Source organism: Fuerstiella marisgermanici (assembly GCF_001983935.1).
GTDB lineage: Bacteria > Planctomycetota > Planctomycetia > Planctomycetales > Planctomycetaceae > Fuerstiella > Fuerstiella marisgermanici.
In genome coordinates, this window is the sequence record NZ_CP017641.1 from 4,611,068 (window position 1) to 4,631,256 (window position 20,189).

At 55.8% G+C, this 20,189-nt stretch carries 18 protein-coding genes; 12 read left to right on the plus strand and 6 right to left on the minus strand.

Annotated elements, in window-relative coordinates; all coding sequences use genetic code 11:
- Positions 1-143 precede the first annotated feature (143 nt).
- Positions 144-905, plus strand: a complete 762-nt coding sequence (locus Fuma_RS17155; RefSeq protein ID WP_077025205.1) for a class I SAM-dependent methyltransferase — start codon at positions 144-146, stop codon at positions 903-905.
- A gap of 200 nt (positions 906-1,105) precedes the next feature.
- On the opposite strand, the gene Fuma_RS17160 is transcribed toward Fuma_RS17155, so the two are convergent.
- From Fuma_RS17160 to Fuma_RS17170, 3 genes are all read right to left on the minus strand, one after another.
- Complete coding sequence (locus Fuma_RS17160; protein WP_077025206.1) at positions 1,106-2,713, minus strand: hypothetical protein; 1,608 nt, start codon at positions 2,711-2,713, stop codon at positions 1,106-1,108.
- Positions 2,714-2,878: 165 nt separating this feature from the next.
- Positions 2,879-3,658 (minus strand): ABC transporter ATP-binding protein, encoded by a 780-nt coding sequence (locus Fuma_RS17165; protein WP_218922183.1) that lies wholly within the window; start codon positions 3,656-3,658, stop codon positions 2,879-2,881.
- 41 nt (positions 3,659-3,699) lie between these two features.
- Positions 3,700-5,334: an ABC transporter permease gene (locus tag Fuma_RS17170; RefSeq protein ID WP_077028367.1), complete on the minus strand. Its 1,635-nt coding sequence runs from the start codon at positions 5,332-5,334 to the stop codon at positions 3,700-3,702.
- Between the two features lie 459 nt (positions 5,335-5,793).
- Here Fuma_RS17170 and Fuma_RS17175 point away from each other — a divergent pair, with 459 nt between their 5' ends.
- Positions 5,794-7,110: a hypothetical protein gene (locus Fuma_RS17175; protein ID WP_158521043.1), complete on the plus strand. Its 1,317-nt coding sequence runs from the start codon at positions 5,794-5,796 to the stop codon at positions 7,108-7,110.
- Here Fuma_RS17175 and Fuma_RS17180 read toward each other — a convergent pair.
- The gene (locus Fuma_RS17180) at positions 7,107-7,706 is read right to left on the minus strand and encodes a hypothetical protein (protein ID WP_145944227.1); all 600 of its coding nucleotides are present in this window, start codon (positions 7,704-7,706) and stop codon (positions 7,107-7,109) included. The genes Fuma_RS17175 and Fuma_RS17180 overlap by 4 nt on opposite strands.
- A gap of 427 nt (positions 7,707-8,133) precedes the next feature.
- Here Fuma_RS17180 and Fuma_RS17185 point away from each other — a divergent pair, with 427 nt between their 5' ends.
- From Fuma_RS17185 to Fuma_RS17230, 10 genes are all read left to right on the plus strand, one after another.
- Complete coding sequence (locus Fuma_RS17185) at positions 8,134-8,880, plus strand: sigma-70 family RNA polymerase sigma factor (protein WP_077025209.1); 747 nt, start codon at positions 8,134-8,136, stop codon at positions 8,878-8,880.
- Positions 8,881-8,994: 114 nt separating this feature from the next.
- Positions 8,995-9,201 (plus strand): hypothetical protein, encoded by a 207-nt coding sequence (locus Fuma_RS17190; RefSeq protein ID WP_077025210.1) that lies wholly within the window; start codon positions 8,995-8,997, stop codon positions 9,199-9,201.
- A 23-nt stretch (positions 9,202-9,224) separates the two neighbouring features.
- Entirely contained in the window at positions 9,225-9,719 is a 495-nt protein-coding gene (gene tadA, locus Fuma_RS17195) for a tRNA adenosine(34) deaminase TadA (protein ID WP_229360679.1), read from the plus strand.
- Positions 9,720-9,782: 63 nt separating this feature from the next.
- On the plus strand, positions 9,783-10,784 hold the full coding sequence (locus tag Fuma_RS17200) for a HEAT repeat domain-containing protein (RefSeq protein ID WP_077025211.1): 1,002 nt from the start codon (positions 9,783-9,785) through the stop codon (positions 10,782-10,784).
- A 245-nt stretch (positions 10,785-11,029) separates the two neighbouring features.
- Positions 11,030-11,203 (plus strand): Flp family type IVb pilin, encoded by a 174-nt coding sequence (locus Fuma_RS17205; protein ID WP_077023007.1) that lies wholly within the window; start codon positions 11,030-11,032, stop codon positions 11,201-11,203.
- Positions 11,204-11,207: 4 nt separating this feature from the next.
- Positions 11,208-11,576 (plus strand): hypothetical protein, encoded by a 369-nt coding sequence (locus tag Fuma_RS17210; protein WP_145944228.1) that lies wholly within the window; start codon positions 11,208-11,210, stop codon positions 11,574-11,576.
- Between the two features lie 135 nt (positions 11,577-11,711).
- Positions 11,712-12,263, plus strand: coding sequence for an A24 family peptidase (locus Fuma_RS17215; protein ID WP_077025213.1), 552 nt, complete (start codon positions 11,712-11,714; stop codon positions 12,261-12,263).
- A gap of 541 nt (positions 12,264-12,804) precedes the next feature.
- On the plus strand, positions 12,805-13,953 hold the full coding sequence (gene cpaB / locus Fuma_RS17220; protein ID WP_077025214.1) for a Flp pilus assembly protein CpaB: 1,149 nt from the start codon (positions 12,805-12,807) through the stop codon (positions 13,951-13,953).
- Positions 13,954-14,230: 277 nt separating this feature from the next.
- Positions 14,231-16,114: a type II and III secretion system protein family protein gene (locus Fuma_RS17225; protein WP_077025215.1), complete on the plus strand. Its 1,884-nt coding sequence runs from the start codon at positions 14,231-14,233 to the stop codon at positions 16,112-16,114.
- A 71-nt stretch (positions 16,115-16,185) separates the two neighbouring features.
- Positions 16,186-17,391 (plus strand): CpaE/TadZ family protein, encoded by a 1,206-nt coding sequence (locus Fuma_RS17230; RefSeq protein WP_077025216.1) that lies wholly within the window; start codon positions 16,186-16,188, stop codon positions 17,389-17,391.
- A 35-nt stretch (positions 17,392-17,426) separates the two neighbouring features.
- Here Fuma_RS17230 and Fuma_RS17235 read toward each other — a convergent pair whose 3' ends face one another.
- Together Fuma_RS17235 and Fuma_RS17240 are read right to left on the minus strand one after the other, a co-directional pair.
- On the minus strand, positions 17,427-18,851 hold the full coding sequence (locus Fuma_RS17235) for a M28 family peptidase (RefSeq protein WP_083732121.1): 1,425 nt from the start codon (positions 18,849-18,851) through the stop codon (positions 17,427-17,429).
- A 131-nt stretch (positions 18,852-18,982) separates the two neighbouring features.
- On the minus strand, positions 18,983-20,134 hold the full coding sequence (locus tag Fuma_RS17240; protein WP_077025218.1) for a hypothetical protein: 1,152 nt from the start codon (positions 20,132-20,134) through the stop codon (positions 18,983-18,985).
- Between the last annotated feature and the right edge of the window lie 55 nt (positions 20,135-20,189).

Consider the following 20,189-nt stretch of genomic DNA (forward strand, 5'->3'; position numbering starts at 1 on the left):
TTTGGCAGAAGGAATCCAGTGGTGAATCGGCGTCTGAAGCAGAAGTGGGTCGGAATAGACTGTCTAAGCTGGATCAGCCGCTAGATTCGACAATGCCCGCCGCCTTTGAGACACTTTCAGTCCGACAATTCTGGAGAAACACAATGTTCAGACTGCTGCTACTCGTTCCCGCCCTTATCTGCTCGCTGGCGTCGGCTCAGGACAAGCCAATCACCGCGAACGAGCCCGATCCCACCCGCGGCGGTCGCTATGAGTGGCGCCCCAACCACGATCCGAACGGGATCGGCAAGTTCTATATGGGCCGCGAGATCGCTCACGTGATGGGCTTCTCAGGAGCCCTCTGGCTGGAACGCGACACTCGCGAAGAAGAAGAACGCCTCACGCTGCTGGTAAAGTCGCTAAAGCTGAAACCGGGCGACGTTGTGGCCGACATCGGCGCGGGCAGCGGAGTCATCAGTGGGCTGATGGCCGAACAGGTTTTACCAAACGGCTATGTCGTCGCGGTCGACGTGCAGGACGAAATGCTGCGGCGACTTCAGGAAAACATGAAGAAGAAGGGCGTCAGCAACGTGGTGCCGATCAAAGGCTCACAGCAATCATCGTCACTGGCACCGCAATCGATCGATCTCGCCATCATGGTTGACGTCTATCACGAATTCGAATTCCCGTACGAAATGATGGCGGACATCAGCCGAGCGATCAGGCCGGGTGGGCGAGTCGTCCTCGTGGAATACCGGATGGAGGATCCCACGGTCCCGATCAAGTTAGTCCACAAGATGTCTCAAAAGCAGGCGAAGGCCGAAGTGGAACAGGCAGAGTTCAATATGAAGTGGACGGAGACCATAGACGTGTTGCCAAGGCAGCATATCCTGGTGTTCACAAAAGCGGCCAAAGCGTCGCCTTGAGTTCGTCCTGAGACCGCTCGCGGCGACGCAAGTGAACCATAAGCATGAGTGTCTCCACTTGCTTGTGCGGTTCGCCAGCCACGTACTCGGACCTCGCTCGCATTCGCCATTCACAATCAACTTGACGTCCGCGCACGAAAAAGGGACCGCAGCAGAAGCTGGGGTCCCTGATTCAGATTCTCAGATGTCCATCTTCAAGCTTACAACTGCAACGGAGCTCGCAGGTCGTAGATTGCCTGACTGATTTCCTGCGAGAGGTCTCGCAAATGGTCGCGGTGGTGCGTATTACACCGTCCGAGGAATCCATAGATGGCACGCCATTCTTCGATCAGGTCTGACGTTTCCTTTTTCAGTTCGTTAGCCGTCGGGCGAGATTCCAGCATCAGGTGAATTCGAGCCGTTCGCTTCACGAAGCGGTCTGATGCCTGCTGAACCTGGCTGCTGATCGTTGGGCGAGCCTGGTACAACCACGCTTTCACGTCGTAATTGAGGTGCTCAGCCAGATTCTCCAGCGACGCCGCTGTCGGCAACATGGCTCGCGTGTCAATCGACGTAACCGTCCCCGCAAGGTTCAATTCGTTGCGAAGCGACACAATGCCGTCTTCGATTTCTCGAAGAACAACACGTCCCATTTCACTGCGCAATGGTTCGTACGATCGCACAAACGCGTTCCCGTACTCTTCGACGTACCGATAGCATTCCAGCATCGTGCGTTCATCTTCATTTCGGTCGACGCAGTCGCGGAAGTTTTGCACCGTGCCGTAGAAATCGTCCGACGTCTGAAGGATTCTTTCCACGTCTTTAAAGTGCAGCAGCAGCTTCAGGCTGACGCGAGCATAAAATTCGTCGACGTCCTTCATCAGACCGTCAGCGATCTGTCGCAGATTTTCGCGATTGGTCTGCTGGTCCAGCCACAGCAAGTCGTGAAGACGGCTGTCCGCCAGCAGAATGTTCCTCATGCTGCGTTCAACCATGCGGTTGTTCAGTTTTCGCAGATCGGGTGACAGGGCACTCCACATCTGTGCAGCGCGTTGATACTCCGTCACGATCTGTGTGTAGGGAGCCTGATCCATCACCAGGTTCTGAACGCGAATTGCCTGCTGGTCCAGTTTGCGAGCGTCCATCACAAGACGGTAGACGATGTTGCTGCCGGAAGGGTCGAGTTCAAGATCCTGAACCAGGTTCCGCACAGAGCTGACCAGTCCGGAGAGTTCCGTCATCAGTGCTCGATGGTCAAGCTGCGGTCCCATCTTGAACTGCTTTTCAAGATTGCGACCGATGCGATCGATCCGCTCCACGCTGTCTCGCGAAGCCGTGCTAAGCTGAAGTGTTTGAGACAGTTTGTGCGACATAAATCGCCAGTCACTGTCCAACTGCTGGAACTGTGGCTGCAGTCGTTCGAGGCTGACATTGGCGTTCATGTCCTGAGCCATCCGAGCCGCACGCGTCCGCATGCTCAAAAGTTCGCTCAGGAACGGCCGAATGTTCGGAGCCCGTTGCATGTCAGTCTGGAGAGACCGGTACAACCGTTCGGATTCGTCAATCGATTCCGTCAACAGGTTTTGTACAACTCGTCTGTCGACGCGTGAAAGATCGACCGGAGCCGAATTGCCGATGCCGCTGTTGCCAAAGCCGAAGCCGGGCACAGCGTCAGCTCCGTTTTGGATCAGGCGATTGACGTCACTGAATTCGGATCGGTTGGTTCCGATTCGAGGCGGCTGAGCCTGAGCGACCGCAACGGCCGAAATCGTGACTGTTAGTAGTGCAGCGCTCAACGACCCGCACCAATCCCTCCATTGAATCTGCATCTGGTTTCCTTTCCAAACGGTTGAACCACCCCGGAAGTGCGGCGGCTGCCTTGCGAATCTGCAACATCATCGTCGCAGAAAACAGTTCCAAAAAATAAACACCCGCGCGGCCGATCCTTCCGGCCACAGTTCAAAAATCAGTCTAGCCCAAAGTGCCAAATACCGCTACGCCGCTTCTTCGCGTCCGACGTTGGCAATACGGCCCTCTTTCAAACGGACAATGCGATGAGCTTGCTGAGCGACCGCTTCGTCGTGAGTCACCATCACAATGGTGAGCTGATTGTCTTCGTTCAACTTTTTCAGCGTGTCCATGATCTCGCTGCCGGTGGACGAATCCAGGTTGCCGGTCGGTTCGTCCGCCAACAAAATTTCAGGTTTAGCGATCAAGGCGCGAGCGATCGCGCCACGTTGCATTTCGCCCCCGGACAGTTCTGATGGCCGATGCTTGACGCGATGTTCCAACCCCACGTGCTGCAAAATGTCCATCGCCTGTTGACGGATTTGTTTGCGCTGTCGCCAGTACCCTAAAAACGAATGACGAATCATCAACGGCGTCATCACGTTTTCCAGCAACGACAGTTCCGGCAGCAGGTGATAGAACTGAAACACGAATCCGAACACGTGATTGCGAAGCTGATCACGAGCACTCTGGCTAAGATTATCGATGCGTCGTCCGTCCAGCAGTACTTCGCCGACGTCCGGATCATCCAGCAGTCCCATCACGTGCAACAGCGTGCTTTTGCCAGACCCGCTTTGCCCGATCACAGAAATGAATTCCCCGCGCGAAGCGCTCAGGCCGGCGCCCCGCAGCACGGGCACCTTGTGCTGACCTTTGGAGTACGATTTTTCGATCGCGTTGGCGGCAATGAGTGGTGTCGTCATGCGTAACGTTTCAGGCTGCGTTGGCGAAGTCGTCTGTTGGTGGTCGTCGAAGACTATTGTCATAGTGGTCATCCGATGAAAGAGGCGTGTGCAAAAGTCCCAGGTCAGTCATTCCGCAACGCTCGCACCGGATGCAGTCGTGATGCTCGACGAGCCGGCAGAACGCTGGCCAAAGCCGCAATACCGATGGACCCCATTGCCACCCAGAACACCATCCACGGGCTTACCTGAGTCGGAATCTCGGGAAAATAATAGACCGCTTCGTCAAACACTTTGCGACCTGTGATGGCACTTAACAGGTCTTCAATCTCATTGATGTAATGAACAAACAGCAGGCCGATGGCCACACCGGCCGCACTTCCAACGACACCCAGACCGAAACCGTACGACAAGAAGATGCTCATCACTCCGTTGGAGCTGGCACCCAACGATTTCAGGATTCCGATATCGCGAGTCTTCTCGACTACGATCATGAAGAAGATCGCCAGAATACCGAATCCGGCCACGGCGATAATCAGAAACAGCAGCACGTTCAGGATTGCGGTTTCCACTTCCACGGCTGAAAGCAAAACGCCCTGCTTGGCTTCCCACGTGCTGACGGTAACCGCGTTCGGCGGAAATGCGGCTCGTAGTTTTTTCACCACAATGTCTGCGTCGTCGTAGTCGTTTAGGCGAATTTGCACGGACGTGATCGCGTCCACACCATTCACAATCATACCGCGGTTTTTCTGAAGTTCGTCGATGTTCATCATCACCAACTGGCTGTCGTATTCGCTCATCCCACTGCGAAACTTATCGACAACAGTGGCCGAAAAACTGATTGGTTCCGGCGGCGTCTTTGAGCTAATCGTGGTGATAATGATGTCGTCACCTTCACTGACCATGTCCACTTTTCGCACGATTCCAGTTTCCGGATCGCGTGCCTGAAAGCTGGTGATCTGGTCGCCAACAAACAGTTTCGCAGGAAACGGAGCAGTCGGGTCAACTGGTTCCTGTTGCCCGGCGATGCCGTCCATCGGAGAGGGGCCGAACGTGGGGACTGTCGGCGTGGCGTCGTCTTCGGTCGCTGTGGCATCAATTTCCGCTGGAGCGACGTCGGCAACCGCATCAAAAGTTGGTGGAGGAGGTTCGGTATTATCACCAGTTGCAGACTGGCCGGGCAATTCGAAGGGCGAAGGTGGCGTGGTGGCAGAAGCTGGCTGTAGGTACAGCATTTCCTGCTGCTTCACCATCTTCCTGTGCTTCTTTGCGTGCTCAGTGAGTTCGAAGCTGACGGGCTCGTCGATAGCACGTAATGGCGAGCGAACTTCGACGCCGTCTTCCATTTCCGGCTGATAGCTTGCGAGACTCTTCTTTAACGGGCTGACATCCGCTTTTCCGGCGGGATCAATGCCGATCAACTGAATCGGTTGAGTAAACGTTTCACCGGTGACCGGGTCGTTATAAGTGACCATGGCTGGCACTTCGACGGTGGCGGTCATCGCGGCCACATACGGTCCGACAGCGTTGCGGATCAGATCCATCTGCTTTTCGGAGTCCGGAATGCCGTCCATCGTGCGAGATTCCATCACGACATCGGCCAAAAAACCGTGAATTCGGCTTCGCATTTCGGTGCTGAAGCCCGCCATCACGCTGTTGACCACGATCATGGTGGCCACGCCGAGCATCACGCTGATGATGCTGGCCAATGCGATATACCTGGTCCTCAGATACCGCATGCAAAGCAAGATCTTGTACATTTCTGGCACTCCTTTGCCATGCCCGCTATGGGGCTTTTGCTGTTGCCAGCGTTCGCCAGATCCGATGAACCGCGTCGCAATGTTCTTACCACGACGCTGCACCGCATGCGTTTCGCGCGAAGCAACCACACGTCAGAACACTCAACCCCCGCAGGCTGGTGCCGTGTGCTGCGAAGTCTGGCAGATTCCGCAGATCGTGGCAATGGGAAGTTGAATCCGCCGAATTTGCTGCGTCTTAGATCAGTTTCTCTTTTGTTGTGGATGGTTTGGGCTCGTGGGGAACAGCCCTCATAGTTCAAAAAGCTTGCTGCGCGGCCACAAGTCAGCGAGATTCGCTGTAGGCCGATTCTGATCTGGCTGGTGAGTGCGTGTTCCGGCAAAATGCTGCCAGACGCCTCGGTTTTCTGCCGGCTGGCCGTCAGTCTGCGTTTCGACTTTTTCCCTGTTTATCCCGGTTTTATGCCCGTTCAATACGACGATGACCTGCTGACAATCGTCGATACGTCGCGATTTGTCTGTCCGGGAGAAACCAGCCCGGTCTCGTCCGCCGTGCATTTGGGGCGTTTGGCGTCCGGTTGGCCGGGCTGCGCTGAGTGCCGATGGAGAAACGAAACGGCAGCGCCGCGGCCAGCGATCCGTCGCACGGAATATGGTGTGCGAGGTGCTTATTTAAATGCCATCGACCGCTTCAAGGCCGGTCAATTGGCCGCCATCCTGTCCACACACCTAACAAACCTGCATTCAGCGGTCGATCAACGCCGAACGGAAGTCGCGGACAACGCAAAGCCAGCAAGTGCTGACGAAGCTACGCCGGTTGTTCGTTCACCGCCAGCGACAACAATTGCCGTGGGCTTCGATGGCAGCCGCGGCACCCCGGATCTTTTTGCCGGCGTCGTGTCAGCGGTGCGGCAGAACGGTTGCCCCGTTTTAGACGCCGGGCAAACGTCCGCAGCCGCATTGTTGAACGTGTGCCGTCAACATCGCCGCGCGTTCGGGGCGATTATGGTGACCGGAGCCGGTGCAGCGCCGTCCGAAACGGGGTTGGACGTATTCCTGGCAGACGGGCAGACCACCGCAATCCCGTGGCAGGATTTTGGCGTGGGAATCCGCTTTATGTCGAATTCTGACGAAGAATCAGACGTGGCCACGTTTTCCGGTGCCGTGCAGCAGACTTTGAACCGCATCCGATCCGGCACACGGCAGGAAAGTGACAGCACCGAGCAGCAAGCCGCTCGACCACAGGAACTCACCCACATCAGCAGTCACGCCAGACGGGTCTTTCGTTCCCACCGAATCAGCGGCACGTCGACAGCAGTGGACACCGAATCATTGTATCGATCATGGTTGCTGCGATGGTGGCCACGTGAATGTCGTTTGCCGGTGGAATTCGCAACCGACAGCGATGCGACGCTCGAACGGCTACGCTGGATCACAAAGCGGTTGTCGCTGAATCTAACAATTCGCCGCACCGGCGAGGTCGCAGACGGAATCGTTCAGCCGCTGTTGACGATCGACGACGACGATCGCTTCCTGACCGTTCGTTCGCCGCGAGGACGAGTGCTCTCTGCCGTTGAACTGGCCGACTGGATGAATCATTCCGTGCGAACCACAGCGTCCCACGTTACGGCTCATGCCAGGCCTGGCGACGACACAGTCGTGCTGGTCGATGTGGCCGCACCGAATTCCGGCCGCCAGCAGGACGTCATCACAGACGGCCTTGCGACCGCCGGTTTTCTGATGAAGCTGCTCAGCGATGACAATCGGCTACCAGCCTAAAACTCGAATTCCTTTTCCGTCTTCGCATCGCCGCCGAATGATTTACGGAAGGCATCCGCCTGAGTTTTGATTGTCTTGTCCGGGCCAGCCAGCTTCAGGAAGTAGACGCCCCTGTTTTTGACAATCAAAATCACGCCCATCATGCGATAGTTCTCGGCAGCCTTCGTCTTCTGCAGAACGGGTGGACCGACGGGTTTGTTGTAGGTTCCGCTGATGTCGGCCAGGTAGTAATCGTTGTCGCCCGCTTTCCCTTTCAGGGCTTTGGCTTCGCGACCTTCGGCGGAAAACTGGCCGATCCAGCGTGTGAGGTTTGAGCCCACGTCGCTGCCCTGGCCAAAACTGAAGACCGTTAATTCGCCATGCTCAGAATCGCCTTCTGCCGCAGGCACAGCAAACGTGGCCAGACGCAGGCTATTGGTGTTGGGTGACGTCTCCCATGTCTCGGGAATCTGCAGCGTGATGTCGCGGACCTTCACGGGCGACGTCTTAACGGCGGCAGACTTCTCCTCTGCAGGCTTTTTGGCCTTTTCGTCGCCGAATACAGGACACGCGGTGATCAGCAGCGCAAGGCAGGCGAATGTTATCAACGTTTTCATGATGTTCTCCGGGAAGGCGAAACCTTCGTCGTGGTGAGGCGGGTGGGCGGTTGAATTTTGCGGTCTGCCGCACTTGGCATTCTTCATTGTACATGCGGCAGTGAGTTGTCCAGCAACCAGAAAATGGTCCGGACAGGGGGGCATTCTACGAAGCGCCGACCGGAAACGCTCGCGCCGCCCGGGGGAAAATACTGCCGACTGCGAACAAGTTGCGTCGAATCGCGGAAAGCTACAGGCAATTGCTACCTAAGCAATAACCCTTAGTTGTGCAACATCCTTCATCGCTGCTCGCGAGTTGTGGCATGTTTAGGTCAGGAGGCGAAACAGTAACGATCAGGAGGAATCGGCAAACTCGATTAAACCGGACGGTCTGGTCGAACCATCGACGGGGCACTAACAGAATCCATCTGTTTGAGATGATGATAATATGACCGCTACATCAGTTTCACCGCGCATACATTCGACGGAAACACAATCTGCCGGACCGCCGCCTGCCGACGTTTCCAATGCGGATCGTGATCGATTGATCATGGACCACCTTGGCTACGTCGACCATATTCTGGCCAAAATGCTAAATCAGCTGCCCCGCCGAGTGGACGCTCAGAACCTCGAATCTGCCGGCGTGCTGGGGCTGATCGAAGCGGCCGCTCAGTTCGACCCGTCGCGGAACGTGGAGTTCAAGTCGTTTTCGTATCAGCGAATTCGCGGCGCCATTCTGGACGAACTGCGGCGCAACTGTCCGTTGTCGCAACAGATGCTGCAAAAGATCGCTTACCTGCGTCAGGTGCGTATGGAGTTTGAAGGTTCGGTTTCCGTCGAAGACCTTGCGGCCGCCGCTGGGATGTCGGTTGGCGAAGTCACGCGATGCATTCAAAGTTCTCGGCTGACACGGCCCGATTCGTGGAACGATTCGGTACGTATTCGAGGGCACATCGGTGACAACGACAACGCCACAAGTCTTGAAAAGCAGGAGATGCAGCGCGTACTGGCGGATGGAATCGAACAGCTTCCTCCCAAGATGCGGATGGCCGTCGCGTTGCACTACAACGAAGAATTAAAGCTGAAGGAAGTCGGCGACGTGATGGGGCTTTCCGAATCCCGCGTGTCGCGAATTCTGGACGCCGCACGAACTCGCCTGCGAGAATACGCAGCGACTCGCGGCTACGAACAATAGATACTGCGTGCTCGCATCCCGCGTGGACAGACATGCGCCAGGCAACCCACAGCTGCGTTTGTCCCGCACGGCGTTCCGCGTTACATTGAGTGCTCCAACACAAGGAGTACTGAAATGGTTTGCAGTCACCTGAAAGAATTGTACCAGCTGTGCGAATCCCATCAGCTGCGGCTGAGCGGATCGGATCTGATTCGCGTCGTATGTAAACAGTGTGAACAGGAAGAAACGTGCCCGTCTGTGCTTATGGATGAGTACGACGCCGATCAGGACAGGAAACACAGCGCCGACGATTCAGACGCTTCGTCTCGTAAGAACGCTTAGAACTCGTAGCAAAAGAATCGTTCATGTCCGGTATGATGCCGCTCAACCCGCTGCAGCCACACGATGTCTGGATGAAGCGAGCTCTTGATCAGGCCGTCACGGCTTACGACCACGGAGAAGTTCCGGTCGGCGCAGTCATTGTGCGTCAGGAACGGGTCATCGCCGAAGCCTACAATCAGCGGGAAACGCTGAACGATCCGACGGCTCATGCTGAAATGATCGCGATCACTCAGGCGGCCGAAGCATTGAATTCCTGGCGACTGCTGGACTGCACCTTATACGTCACCTTGGAACCGTGCCCGATGTGCGCCGGAGCCATCGTGCAGTCGCGACTGCCATTTGTGGTGTATGGAGCCACGGATCCCAAAGGCGGGGCGTGCGATACGCTGTTTCAGATTACCGGCGACATCCGGCTAAACCACCAGGCGGCCGTTTTAGGCGGAGTGATGCAGGATGACAGCAAGGCACTTCTGCAGCAGTTCTTCCGGGAACGACGATTGGACGCGAAGAAAAAGTAAGCTCAACTCCGACGCGAATGGCGTTCAGACTGGCCTGTTTCCGTACCATTCGGAACTGTCACTGTGGGAAAAAAGAAACGGATCAGCGTCGAAGACAGATTGGCCGTCCTGCAACAATTGGCCGCGGACACGAACTCTGTTGATGAACTGACGTCTGCTGTCGTGGCCGGCCTGGGCGATGCTTCCAACCTAATGGTTGAGCTGGCCGCGAGGCTAATTGTCGATCGCGAAATTATCGCACCGGAACAAACACTGATCGACGCTTTTGACCGGTTCTGCGCAAACAACGGCGAAACGGACAAAGCGTGCCGTGCCAAAGTGCCGCTGGTCGAAGCCATGCTGCATCGTGACGTGGACCAACCGGACTTCTACTTGCGCGGCATGAAGTATGTGCAGGCCGAACCGCAATGGCGTGGTCCGGGCGGAGGCGGCCCGCCAACGGATTCGGCCGCTCACCTTCGCGGCCTGTGTGCTCACGGACTGATTCGGTCACATGTGGCGTCGCCAGCTTCTACAATGCTGGCGTTGGTTGATTTACTCAACGATTCTCAACCACAGTCGCGAGCCCACGCCGCTCGGGCCATTAGCCTGATGAATTCGCCAGCGTCGGTGCCACTCTTGCGCATGAAGGTGCTGACGGGGGATCCGGCCCCGGAAGTGCAGGGCGAGTGCTTTCGTGGAATGCTTCATTCACCCAATCAGGAAAGCATCGACTTTGTCGCTGGCTATCTGGACGGTGATCCGGACGTGGCCATCGAAGCCGCAACGGCGCTGGGAGAAAGCCATCAACCGGCGGCGGTGAAAGCATTAATTGCGGCTGTCGCGAAATGTTCGCCCGAGCTTGTGGAAGCATTTTATGTAAGCATCGGGTTGTCGAGACAGCCCGATGGACTTGAGTTCCTGTTGCAGAAAATTCGGGACAATTCCCTTCACGCCTGTCTGGCCATCCAGTCCATGGCTCCCGCGCGGTTCTATCCGGGGATCACGGAGCAGGTCGAAGCCGCCGTACACCAGGCAGATGATGCTACCGTGTCGCGGACGTTTCAACGTTGCTTTGTGGATTGAAACATCGGCACCAACGGCCCGCATCGTTGCAACCGTCAGAATCTCCCCTGCTGATTGCCGTATTTTCTTCCCGAATTTCTTGACCGGCAAAAACCCCAACCTAGCTTTGAGCAGGTAAGTCTGATTCAGATTGCGTCGACTGCCTGATTGTTCAAGGCTTTCCACATGTTGTGGAAAGGCCACGTTTTTGACAGCACGGGGGGTCGTGCTGTCGCACACGTTGATTTCCTTTGGGGGTAATTGAGATGTTGAAGTTCGCTAACAGCGTAAAGAAGTTCCTGGTATCTGAAGATGGCCCGACTGCAGTTGAGTACGCAGTCATGCTGGCTCTGATTATCGTTGTCTGTCTTGCCGCTGTTTCTACCATCGGTAGCGCTGCAAACAGCAAGTTCCAGACTGTCGGTAACTACCTGACATAAGCCGGTGGACTCATCGGATGACGCATCTGTCAGCCGGATGGGTTCCAACTGGAGAAGCAAAGCCTGTGCTGGGTCCAATGCGGCCCGGCACCTGGTTTTGCCGACTCAGCCACGAGGCCAACGCCTCAGAACTTTCGAGCTATCGCCCGGAAACGCTCCCGCTGGTCGTTCTGAAATTCTGACTCACGACGAGCAAGTTACATTCGACCTGAAGTTCAACGTCAGACACACGTCTGGCAAAAAGAAAGCTACTCACATGTTGCCCTACTGGATCGATCTTTCGATTTCAGACCTGTTGCAAAGCACGGGCTTTGTAGCGATGGCCATCACTGTGCTGACGTTTCAGTTTCTGCTGCCATCCAGCCGAGCCTGAATCCTTCGGCCTGATCTGCCTCGCATCGGTTCCGACCGATAAGCAGGCGTTTGCATGTCCCTTTATGCAGGTCACCATCAGGTCTTCTAACTCATAACACAACTCACGACGCTTAAACAAACAGGACATAGTAAAATGGACTGGAACGAACTACTCATTCAAAACTGGCCCATCAAGCTGGTTTCGGCCATCCTGATTCTGGCCGCATGGATTGATGGTAAAGAACTGAAGGTTCCGAACTGGATTACCTTCCCGATGGTCCTTTCAGGGCTGATCTACAACACGTACGCGTTCGGATTCGCGGGACTTGGCGGCGGAATGCTGGGTATGTGCTGCGGCCTGCTTTGTCTGCTGCCACTGTACGCTGTTGGCGGCATGGGTGCAGGCGACGTCAAGCTGATGGCCGGCATCGGTGCCTGGGTAGGCTGGCAGACGACTTTCTATGCGTTCTGCGTTTCTACTGTGGTTGGTGCCATCATGGCTATCATCATGGTTGCGTGGACCGGTGCATGGAAGAAGCACTATGAAAACTTCCTGACCATTCTTAGCGAATGGACCGTGATCAAGAATCCTTACAAGCTGTCAGAAATTGCCGCTGAACGTAAGTCATCGATGTTTCTGCTGCCTTACGGAATTCCGATCTGCATCGGCACCATCGGCTGGTTCATCTTCGCCGACCTGATGTAAGCGACTTCGGTCGACGGCGCGTTGGAGCTAACGCTCCGACAGGAAGGTGCCGTTCCCGTTGGTCACTGGTGTCTACAGAAACAACACGTGGCTGTGGCGACCCGCCGCAGCCACCACGGCCAATGGGAAATAGAAACGTGGGGGCGAGGCTACTATCGGGCCGGTTCGGCAAAAACGGCCGAAGCCAATCGTTCGCTCGCCAGCAGCATCGGCCTCCCGCCACACTGCGTCAGACGCAAGTAAGTGGGGCGCCACAAAGCAAATGCCGCGATTAGACGGTGCTACAGAGCCTATGGGGGTGTCCCCACACACGTCTTTATGTACGAACAGATCTTGCTACATGGGTAGTAAGACGAAACTTGTTAAGCAAACCTGCCAGCATTATTGAAGCGAAGATTCCTTCTCTGCCGATGTTGATGCTGATGGGGCATAGCTCGATCGTGACGATTGTGCTTTCCCTGCGATAACCGACGACCATAAACAGTGTCGACGGGGTATGCAGGCGACAGCCGATCCAGCGGTGAGCGGGAGTCTCCTGACAATGAAAAATAATACGGTAGTACTTCTGATCGTTGCAGGAGCCTGCGGGCTGGTCACCATGTTGGCCGTCCGGCAGTACCTTGCCAGTCACAATCAGAAAGATGAAGTCGAAAAAGTACAGGTTTTGGTCGCTGCGGTTTCCATTAAACCGGGCGAAGAACTGAACGACCAAAACACGACGATGAAAACAGTAGAAGTGGGGACGTGTCCGGAAGGATGCGTTACCGATCCGGAACAGATCAAAGAACGTGGCTCAAAGGTGGCTCGCGATCCAGGCGATTGGATTCTCGCGGCTCACTTAACAGCCAAGGGTGGATTCGGGGCCGTCGGTAACATTCCCAACGGAATGCGACTGACAACTGTCCCGGTGGATTCGACAACAAACCACAGTGGAATGTTGCAGCCAGGTAACCGGATTGACCTGTTCCTGTCGTATCGGGAACGTGATCCAAGCACGGGAACTCAAAAAGAAAAAGTCATTCCGCTGTTGGAGTACATCGAAGTCTTTGCTGTCGACAGCCAGGTCTACGGTGCAGATGCCAGCGGCGAAAATGACAAGGCCAGAAACATTTCACTTCTGGTTGATACAGAACAATTGATGAAGATCACACTGGCTCGCAAGAAGGGCACGATTTCAACAGCCCTGCGGTCCAGTGAAGACGTAGACAAGATTCGACTGACGGAAATGACAGAGGACAGTCTGAGTGGCGGACACCCAGGCGACCTGAGTCAGGTTTCTTCACGAGATACTCGAAACAGTGAACAACCGGCCTTTGTGCTGCCGGAAGATTCTTCTCAGAACATCATGAATCAACTGCAGGCAGAACTGCAATTGACCGGACCTTCTGGTTCCGGACCGGTTGCAGGACTAGATGACAGCGATCAGTACTGGACAATGGCGATTCACGAAGCCGGTGCTGTTCGAGTTGAACGAGTAAATACAAGTTCGGATGAACCGCTGGATACACGAGGCGGCTCACAAACGAACAAGCCAACAACGGGAGCGAAGGCTGCAACGCCTAAGGTTCCGGGCATTGGCGACCTGCCCCCAATTCCCGGCCTCGGCGGGGATGCAGGCGGCGATGAGGGTGGTAGCGGACTGGAAACACTGGAAGAAGCGGCCACAGGGTTGCTCGACCTGTTCAACTAGTCGCAAATGAAATGGGGTGGTATTCAGCCGACGAATTGTCTGACGTCTGATTGGGACGGCACGGCAAACGCGATTGGGTGCGGCGGACAACGGATGTCTGAAGCACAGGGGCGATTTTCGTTCGGCGGAATCTTTCTAAGACAGTCTTTCTTTGCGGCCGCTTCTGGTGGCCGAAAAGAAACCGGGTTCGCGCGGAGCGCGTTATGAGTTGGGGATGCGGTGCCCGAGCATTGTTGCTCGGGCCCGCTCTTCACTTCCATACGTTTGGAGTGCAAGGATGCAGGCTCACTTTCTGAAGACGGCAACTCTGGCGATGCTTCTTGGCATTTCCACTTCTCTGGTTGCCCACGGGCAGACCGCTGGAACATCTCCGGTGTACCAGACCCAGCCCGGCCCCAATTCGCTCTCGATTTACGAGAAGTTCACCACGATTCTGCAGCACTCCGCCAGAATCAAAAAGGTGCTGGACTTTGACGCGGATGTAATCCAGATCGACCCCGTCCAGGGGCATCCCGATCAGGTTACCGTCTACGCCCTCAAGACAGGCATCACCACGGTGACGCTGATCGACGAATTCGATCAGTTCATGAAGGTGGAAGTGCTGGTCAAGGGCGACGTACGCCACCTGGAATCCTACCTTCGACGGCTGTATCCGAACGATGCCATCAAGGTGGAAGAAATCAAAGGTGCCGTGCTACTCGGCGGTTGGGTCACGCGGCCTGAGCACATCAACGAAATCTTCAGCATTGCTGAACAGTTCTACCCGAACGTTCTGAACCACATGCGAATTGGTGGCGTCCAGCAGGTCATGCTGAAGGCTGTCATCATGGAAGTGAACCGTTCCAAGCTGCGACAGTTTGGAATGAACTTCGGCCTGGTCGGCGACAGCAGCTACCTGCTTAGCACGCCTGGCCCGATCACTCCGGTGACCAACCTTGCAGTGACAGGCAATTCGGCGAATGCAACGTTTAGCGGCTTCTCGAAATCGTCACTGTCATTCGGGTTTATGGACCCAAACAACATCTTCCAGGCGTTCGTCTCTGCATTGCGAACAGAAGGCCTGCTGAAGATTCATGCTGAACCCATGGTGACAACCCACAACGGCCAGCCTGCTCAACTGCTCAACGGTGGTGAAGCTCCGGTTTTGGTACCTGCTGGTTTGGGAACCACTGCGATCGAATTTAAGCCATTCGGAATCATCCTGAATGCCGTGCCACACATTCTGGGCAACGGCCGCTTGCGGCTGCAGATTGAACCTCAGGTTGTGGAACGTGACTTCGCGAACGCAGTGGTCGTGGACGGCATCACAATTCCTTCGTTCACAGTACGTCGAGTCAGCACTCAGGTGGAAATGAACTTCGGCGAAACGCTGGTCATCGGTGGACTTGTGTCCAAGCGAGAAAGCGGCACAACGGCGAAGCTTCCCTTCTTTGGTGAACTGCCATGGATTGGAGCTGCCTTCAGTAACAAACAATACGACGAATCAGAAACGGAACTCATCATCCTGGTCACACCGGAATACGTAGCTCCGATGTCACCCGAACAAGTACCAGCGGGCGGACCTGGCAAGTTTACGGCTACTCCAACGGACCACGAACTTATCTGGCACGGCCTGTTGGAAGTACCTCGCACCGGCTCTGACTGCGATGCCGTGTTCAACTGCTCCGAATGCAGCAAGAACGGCTATTGCGACCAACACCCTCACGGACAATGGGGCTTCGGCTCTGGCCGATGTGGCGGAGCGGGTTGCGGTAACGGAGGCGGTTGCACGGACTGCATGTCCGGCACCGGTCAGCCAATGCTGATTCAGCCGCAGGTGATTCAGGGCAGCACCGCTGAACCACCAGTGATGATGCAGCAACAGTCGCAGCAGTATCCGGCAGGGAGCGGCAACTATGTTTCGCCGCAGGAAGGCATCCGATCGCCTCAGGCTCAGCAACAGGAGCGACCGGAGAGCATCTTCCCGGACAAGGTGAAGCAGAATAGCTCAGCGATGTCCGGATCAACGTCCGGCCGAACGACAACCGGTGGAGCTTCTCTGGTGGGATACTCACAAACCATCACGCCGGAAGCCAGCACAACAGGGGCAAGCACTGAGGAACCAGTTGGGCAAGCGAAGTCCACCGGGTTTCGAGGCCTGCTGAAGCCACTAATGAGGTAGTGCGACCGGTCTTCACCAGACGATACACCGACCAGAAGATGCACCTCAGTTTTTGAGAATCGAGAACTATAATGAAGAGTGTCCTGAGAATTGCGACCGTGGATCCGAATGAGGATACGCGAAATGAGTTGAAGACTCTGTTGCTGGGAATCGACACCGTGTGGCTGGAAGCAGAATGCTCCCGGTACGAATTCTTCATGGATGTGATTCAGCAGACACAGCCCGACATCGCGTTGGTCAACGTGGATGCGAATCCTCAAAAATCTGTCGAAGTGATCGGTGAAATCACGCGCACCAGCCCGCAGTGTGCTGTGCTCGTGATCAGCAGTTCGCAGGAAGGTAGCCTGATTCTGCAGGTCATGCGGCACGGTGCTCGCGAATTCCTGAACATGCCGTTGCAGCTTGACGACTTCATTGCCGCGCTGGACCGTATTCGAGTTTCGACCGGCGGTGCAGATGGTGACGGTAATGGAAGTGCCGGTCAGATCATCACCGTTGTCGGCGTCGGCGGCGGTGTCGGAAGCACATCACTAAGCGTCAATCTGGCTGCGTCGCTGGCTCAGGATCCAACAAATTCGCCTGTCATCATCGACCTCGACCTCACGTTGGGCGACGCCGATGTCTGGCTGGACATTATTCCCGATTACACCATCCGCGATGTGTCTGAAAACATCAGTCGACTGGATTACGGTCTGCTGAAACGATCATTAACACGTCACGAATGCGGCGTATTTTTGCTGCCTCGACCAGTCGAAGTCGAAGGTCAGGACCTGGTTCGCCCCGACGACTTGCGCCGAATTCTGGCGCTGTTGAAGGCAACGTTTAGTCATCTGATTATCGACGTCAGCAAGTCCTTCGGCCCGCTGGACATGTCGGCCATGGAAGTGTCCGACACAATTCTGTTGGTCGCACAACTTGACCTCACGTGTTTGCGAAATGTTGTGCGAGTCATGCAGTTTCTGGACCTGCATGAGGGGCTGGACAAGAAGGTCGAAATCATCGTCAACCGGATGGGGTTGGAAGACACCGATATAAGCCTGACGAAAGCGTTGGAAACGATCGGGCGAGAAGTGTTCTGGCAGCTGCCGAACGACTACGCCACGATGGTCGGTTCCCGCAACAACGGAGTTCCCCTGTCTCGCTTCGCACCAAAAGCGCGTCTGACACGCAGCATCGCCGATCTGACTCGCCGCTTAAACATGAGCGAAGACGAGCAGGCTGAATTCATATCCACGGAAAAGAAAAAGGGCGGCCTGTTCGGTTTGTTCAGCAAGTAGACCGCGAGGTGGCTTAGCCTTCCAGGCTGGCCGAATTACTTCTCCGTTCTCTTGACCTCAACATCGCCACTTGCCACAACCAGAGCACCAGCGAACACGCCCTGAATGACTTTCGTCATGTGCGGAAGGTCCAGCTTCTGCCATTCGTCGCTGGGCTGATGATAATCGCTGTGCAGCGAGCCCGCAGAAATGCTGTGAGCCACCACGCCCTTCTGAGCGAACGGGTGGTTGTCACTTCGCGTGTAGAGCATTTCGCCGACATCCTCTCGGTTGAAAATTTCCACGCCAACACGCGACGAACCGGTATTCATCACGTCGCCGAGATTGGAATGCTTCCACCCGGTCATCCACGCTTTTTGCCGAGCGTCCGCTTCCGGTCGACCGACCATCTCGATGTTGATGTTCGCAACGATCGATGACAGTGGCCAAAGTGGGTGTTCGACGAAGTGTTTCGATCCGAGCAGCCCTTTTTCTTCTCCCCAGAACGTCACAAACACCACTGATCGCTTTGGTTTGGATTCGAGTGCTGCGAATGCATCGGCGAGACTCAACACGGTCGTGACGCCGGTCGCGTTGTCATCAGCTCCGTTATTGATTTTGTCCGGGCCCGTCTGCTGTCGACCAATGTGATCCAGGTGAGCCGATATCAGCACGGCTTCACTACGCAGCTCTTCGTGATAACCACGCAGCACACCGACCACATTCCGGACCACAGCGTCGTCTGCGATCTGGGCATCGACGTCAATGGTGACCGTCTTATTCGTCAGTTCTGAATCCGCCGCAACCAGCAACACGCTGCAATCCGGAATCAACCCCGCTCGATTTGGCGTCGGGGTCTGCTGCAGTTTTGCGGCCAGTTCTCGCAGCATGCTGTTTCGCTGACAGCGTACCAGCACGACCTGAACTCCCTTTTGTTCCAGGGCCCGTGTCCGCCGAGCCAACAGCGCCATTGTCTTTGCCGGCTGCTGAATTGCCTGAGGCGGCACGATCACTTCATCGATGATGGCAATCCGTGGATCCGCCGCTGCGAGCGCTTTCGGTTCGGCCAGAACCACGCCCGTTAACTGTAGGCGATCTTTGGGACCAGTCAGAACGATCAGGTTTGTGGAGTCATCAGAACCTGCGACCTGAACAGTGGCGTCCGTGGCTGGCGGCTGCACCATCGGAAAACTCGCTTCCTGAAAGTAGCTGCCGTCCGGTCCAAGCCCCTCAAGCCCTGCACCTCGAAATCTGGCCGCGACGTAACTTTCAGCAATCGTCAGCTCACGGGACGGCGTGTCGCGGCCCGCCATCTCGTCGCTCGCCAAAAACGACACGGTGCTGAGTACGCGGCCTTCTGTGATGCTGTTCATCGCCTCCGCTTCGTCGAACGTCAGCGGTGGGACCACTTCCTGAGCAGACGCAACAACGCCAAACGACAAACAGAAAACCAATGCGGCGCGATGTGGGAGTGATTTCATGGCTTGAATCTTGTGACAAAATAAAACGTGACGCAGGTTCTACAACCACGGATGGACATGAATGCAAACAGATAAGCGCAGAACAAAGGCTCGCGCTGTGCGGGACGTAAATCCGTGACCGTCCGTGTTCATCAGTGGTTTTCTTCGACACCTTCCGAACGCCGGGTCGCTCGATCTCGAGTCAATGGAAGCAGCAGTTGAGCCAACAGGAAGATCACCACCGGCGCGATCCAGACAGCTCGGCCTATCTGCAGCAGCAGTGGTGGCGGGTTGAACACCTGAGCCACCACCAAAAACGTGAGCATCCCGAAAATGACATAGGTCAGCACCCCGCAGCCGATGGCCGTCATTTGTGTTTTGAAGACAGCTCGTTCCGAAACGCCGTCGAAGTACACATCGACCGTCCGCCGTCGACGAAAGGACTTTTCCAGCCCCTGACAAATTTCCAGTGTGTTCGAAAACTGCTCCATCGCCACCTGGCAGCCCGACTTATCCGCCAACTGAATGACAAGTTGATCCAACATCGTTTGGCTGCGACCAAAATCCGTTGCGGTTGCCGGATCGGGCAGGCTGACGGGTAGCAGCGTCTCGGTGCCGTTTGGATCTGCCAACCTGATTTGGTAATCGGTCGACTGTTCGTCATTGAAGGTAATCGTAGCCGGCGGCACCTTCGTTTCAGAAACGTCTGACGCAGCTAACGTCACCGTACGAGACAGAACTTTTTCATCGGCACCGGTCAAATCCATTCCGGTGACACGACTAAACACCAAGCCAGAGCCACAAACCGCATCAATCGCGTGCAGTTGCCTGCGCCACTGAAGTTTTGCTTCGTCCGCCATTGGCAACGTCATGCGGATTTGCTGAAGTCGTTCGACATCGGCAGGCGCCAGAGATTCCCAGCCGGGGACCGCGTACCAGCGGCCGGTCAGTACCACGATACCCACCTTGCCTTCGTCCAGCAGCACGTTCAATTCGAAACTGTAAGCTGTCGACACGTCATCGGGCGGCACGGCCACGACATGTACGTCTTCCTGCGACGCTCGCCGCACCATCGCCACCGAAGAATCCACGTCGCGAATCGCCACCACGACCACATCCACGTTGGAATTCAGAATCGCGTCATCGTGCGAAGGTGCGAGCGTAAACGGGATGCCCCGATTGGTCATTGCCACGGCGAGATCACCGTCGACGCAGCAGTCCACAAGCTGGTGCTGAGCCGACCGGTGCACAGACTCAGCCAGAAACGCAGCCTCGGGATGATCTCCAATGATTGCAAAACGCATTGTCTTAATGCCGTTCGGAACCTGCGGATTCCTGTCGTGTAAAAAGTGTAAAGCT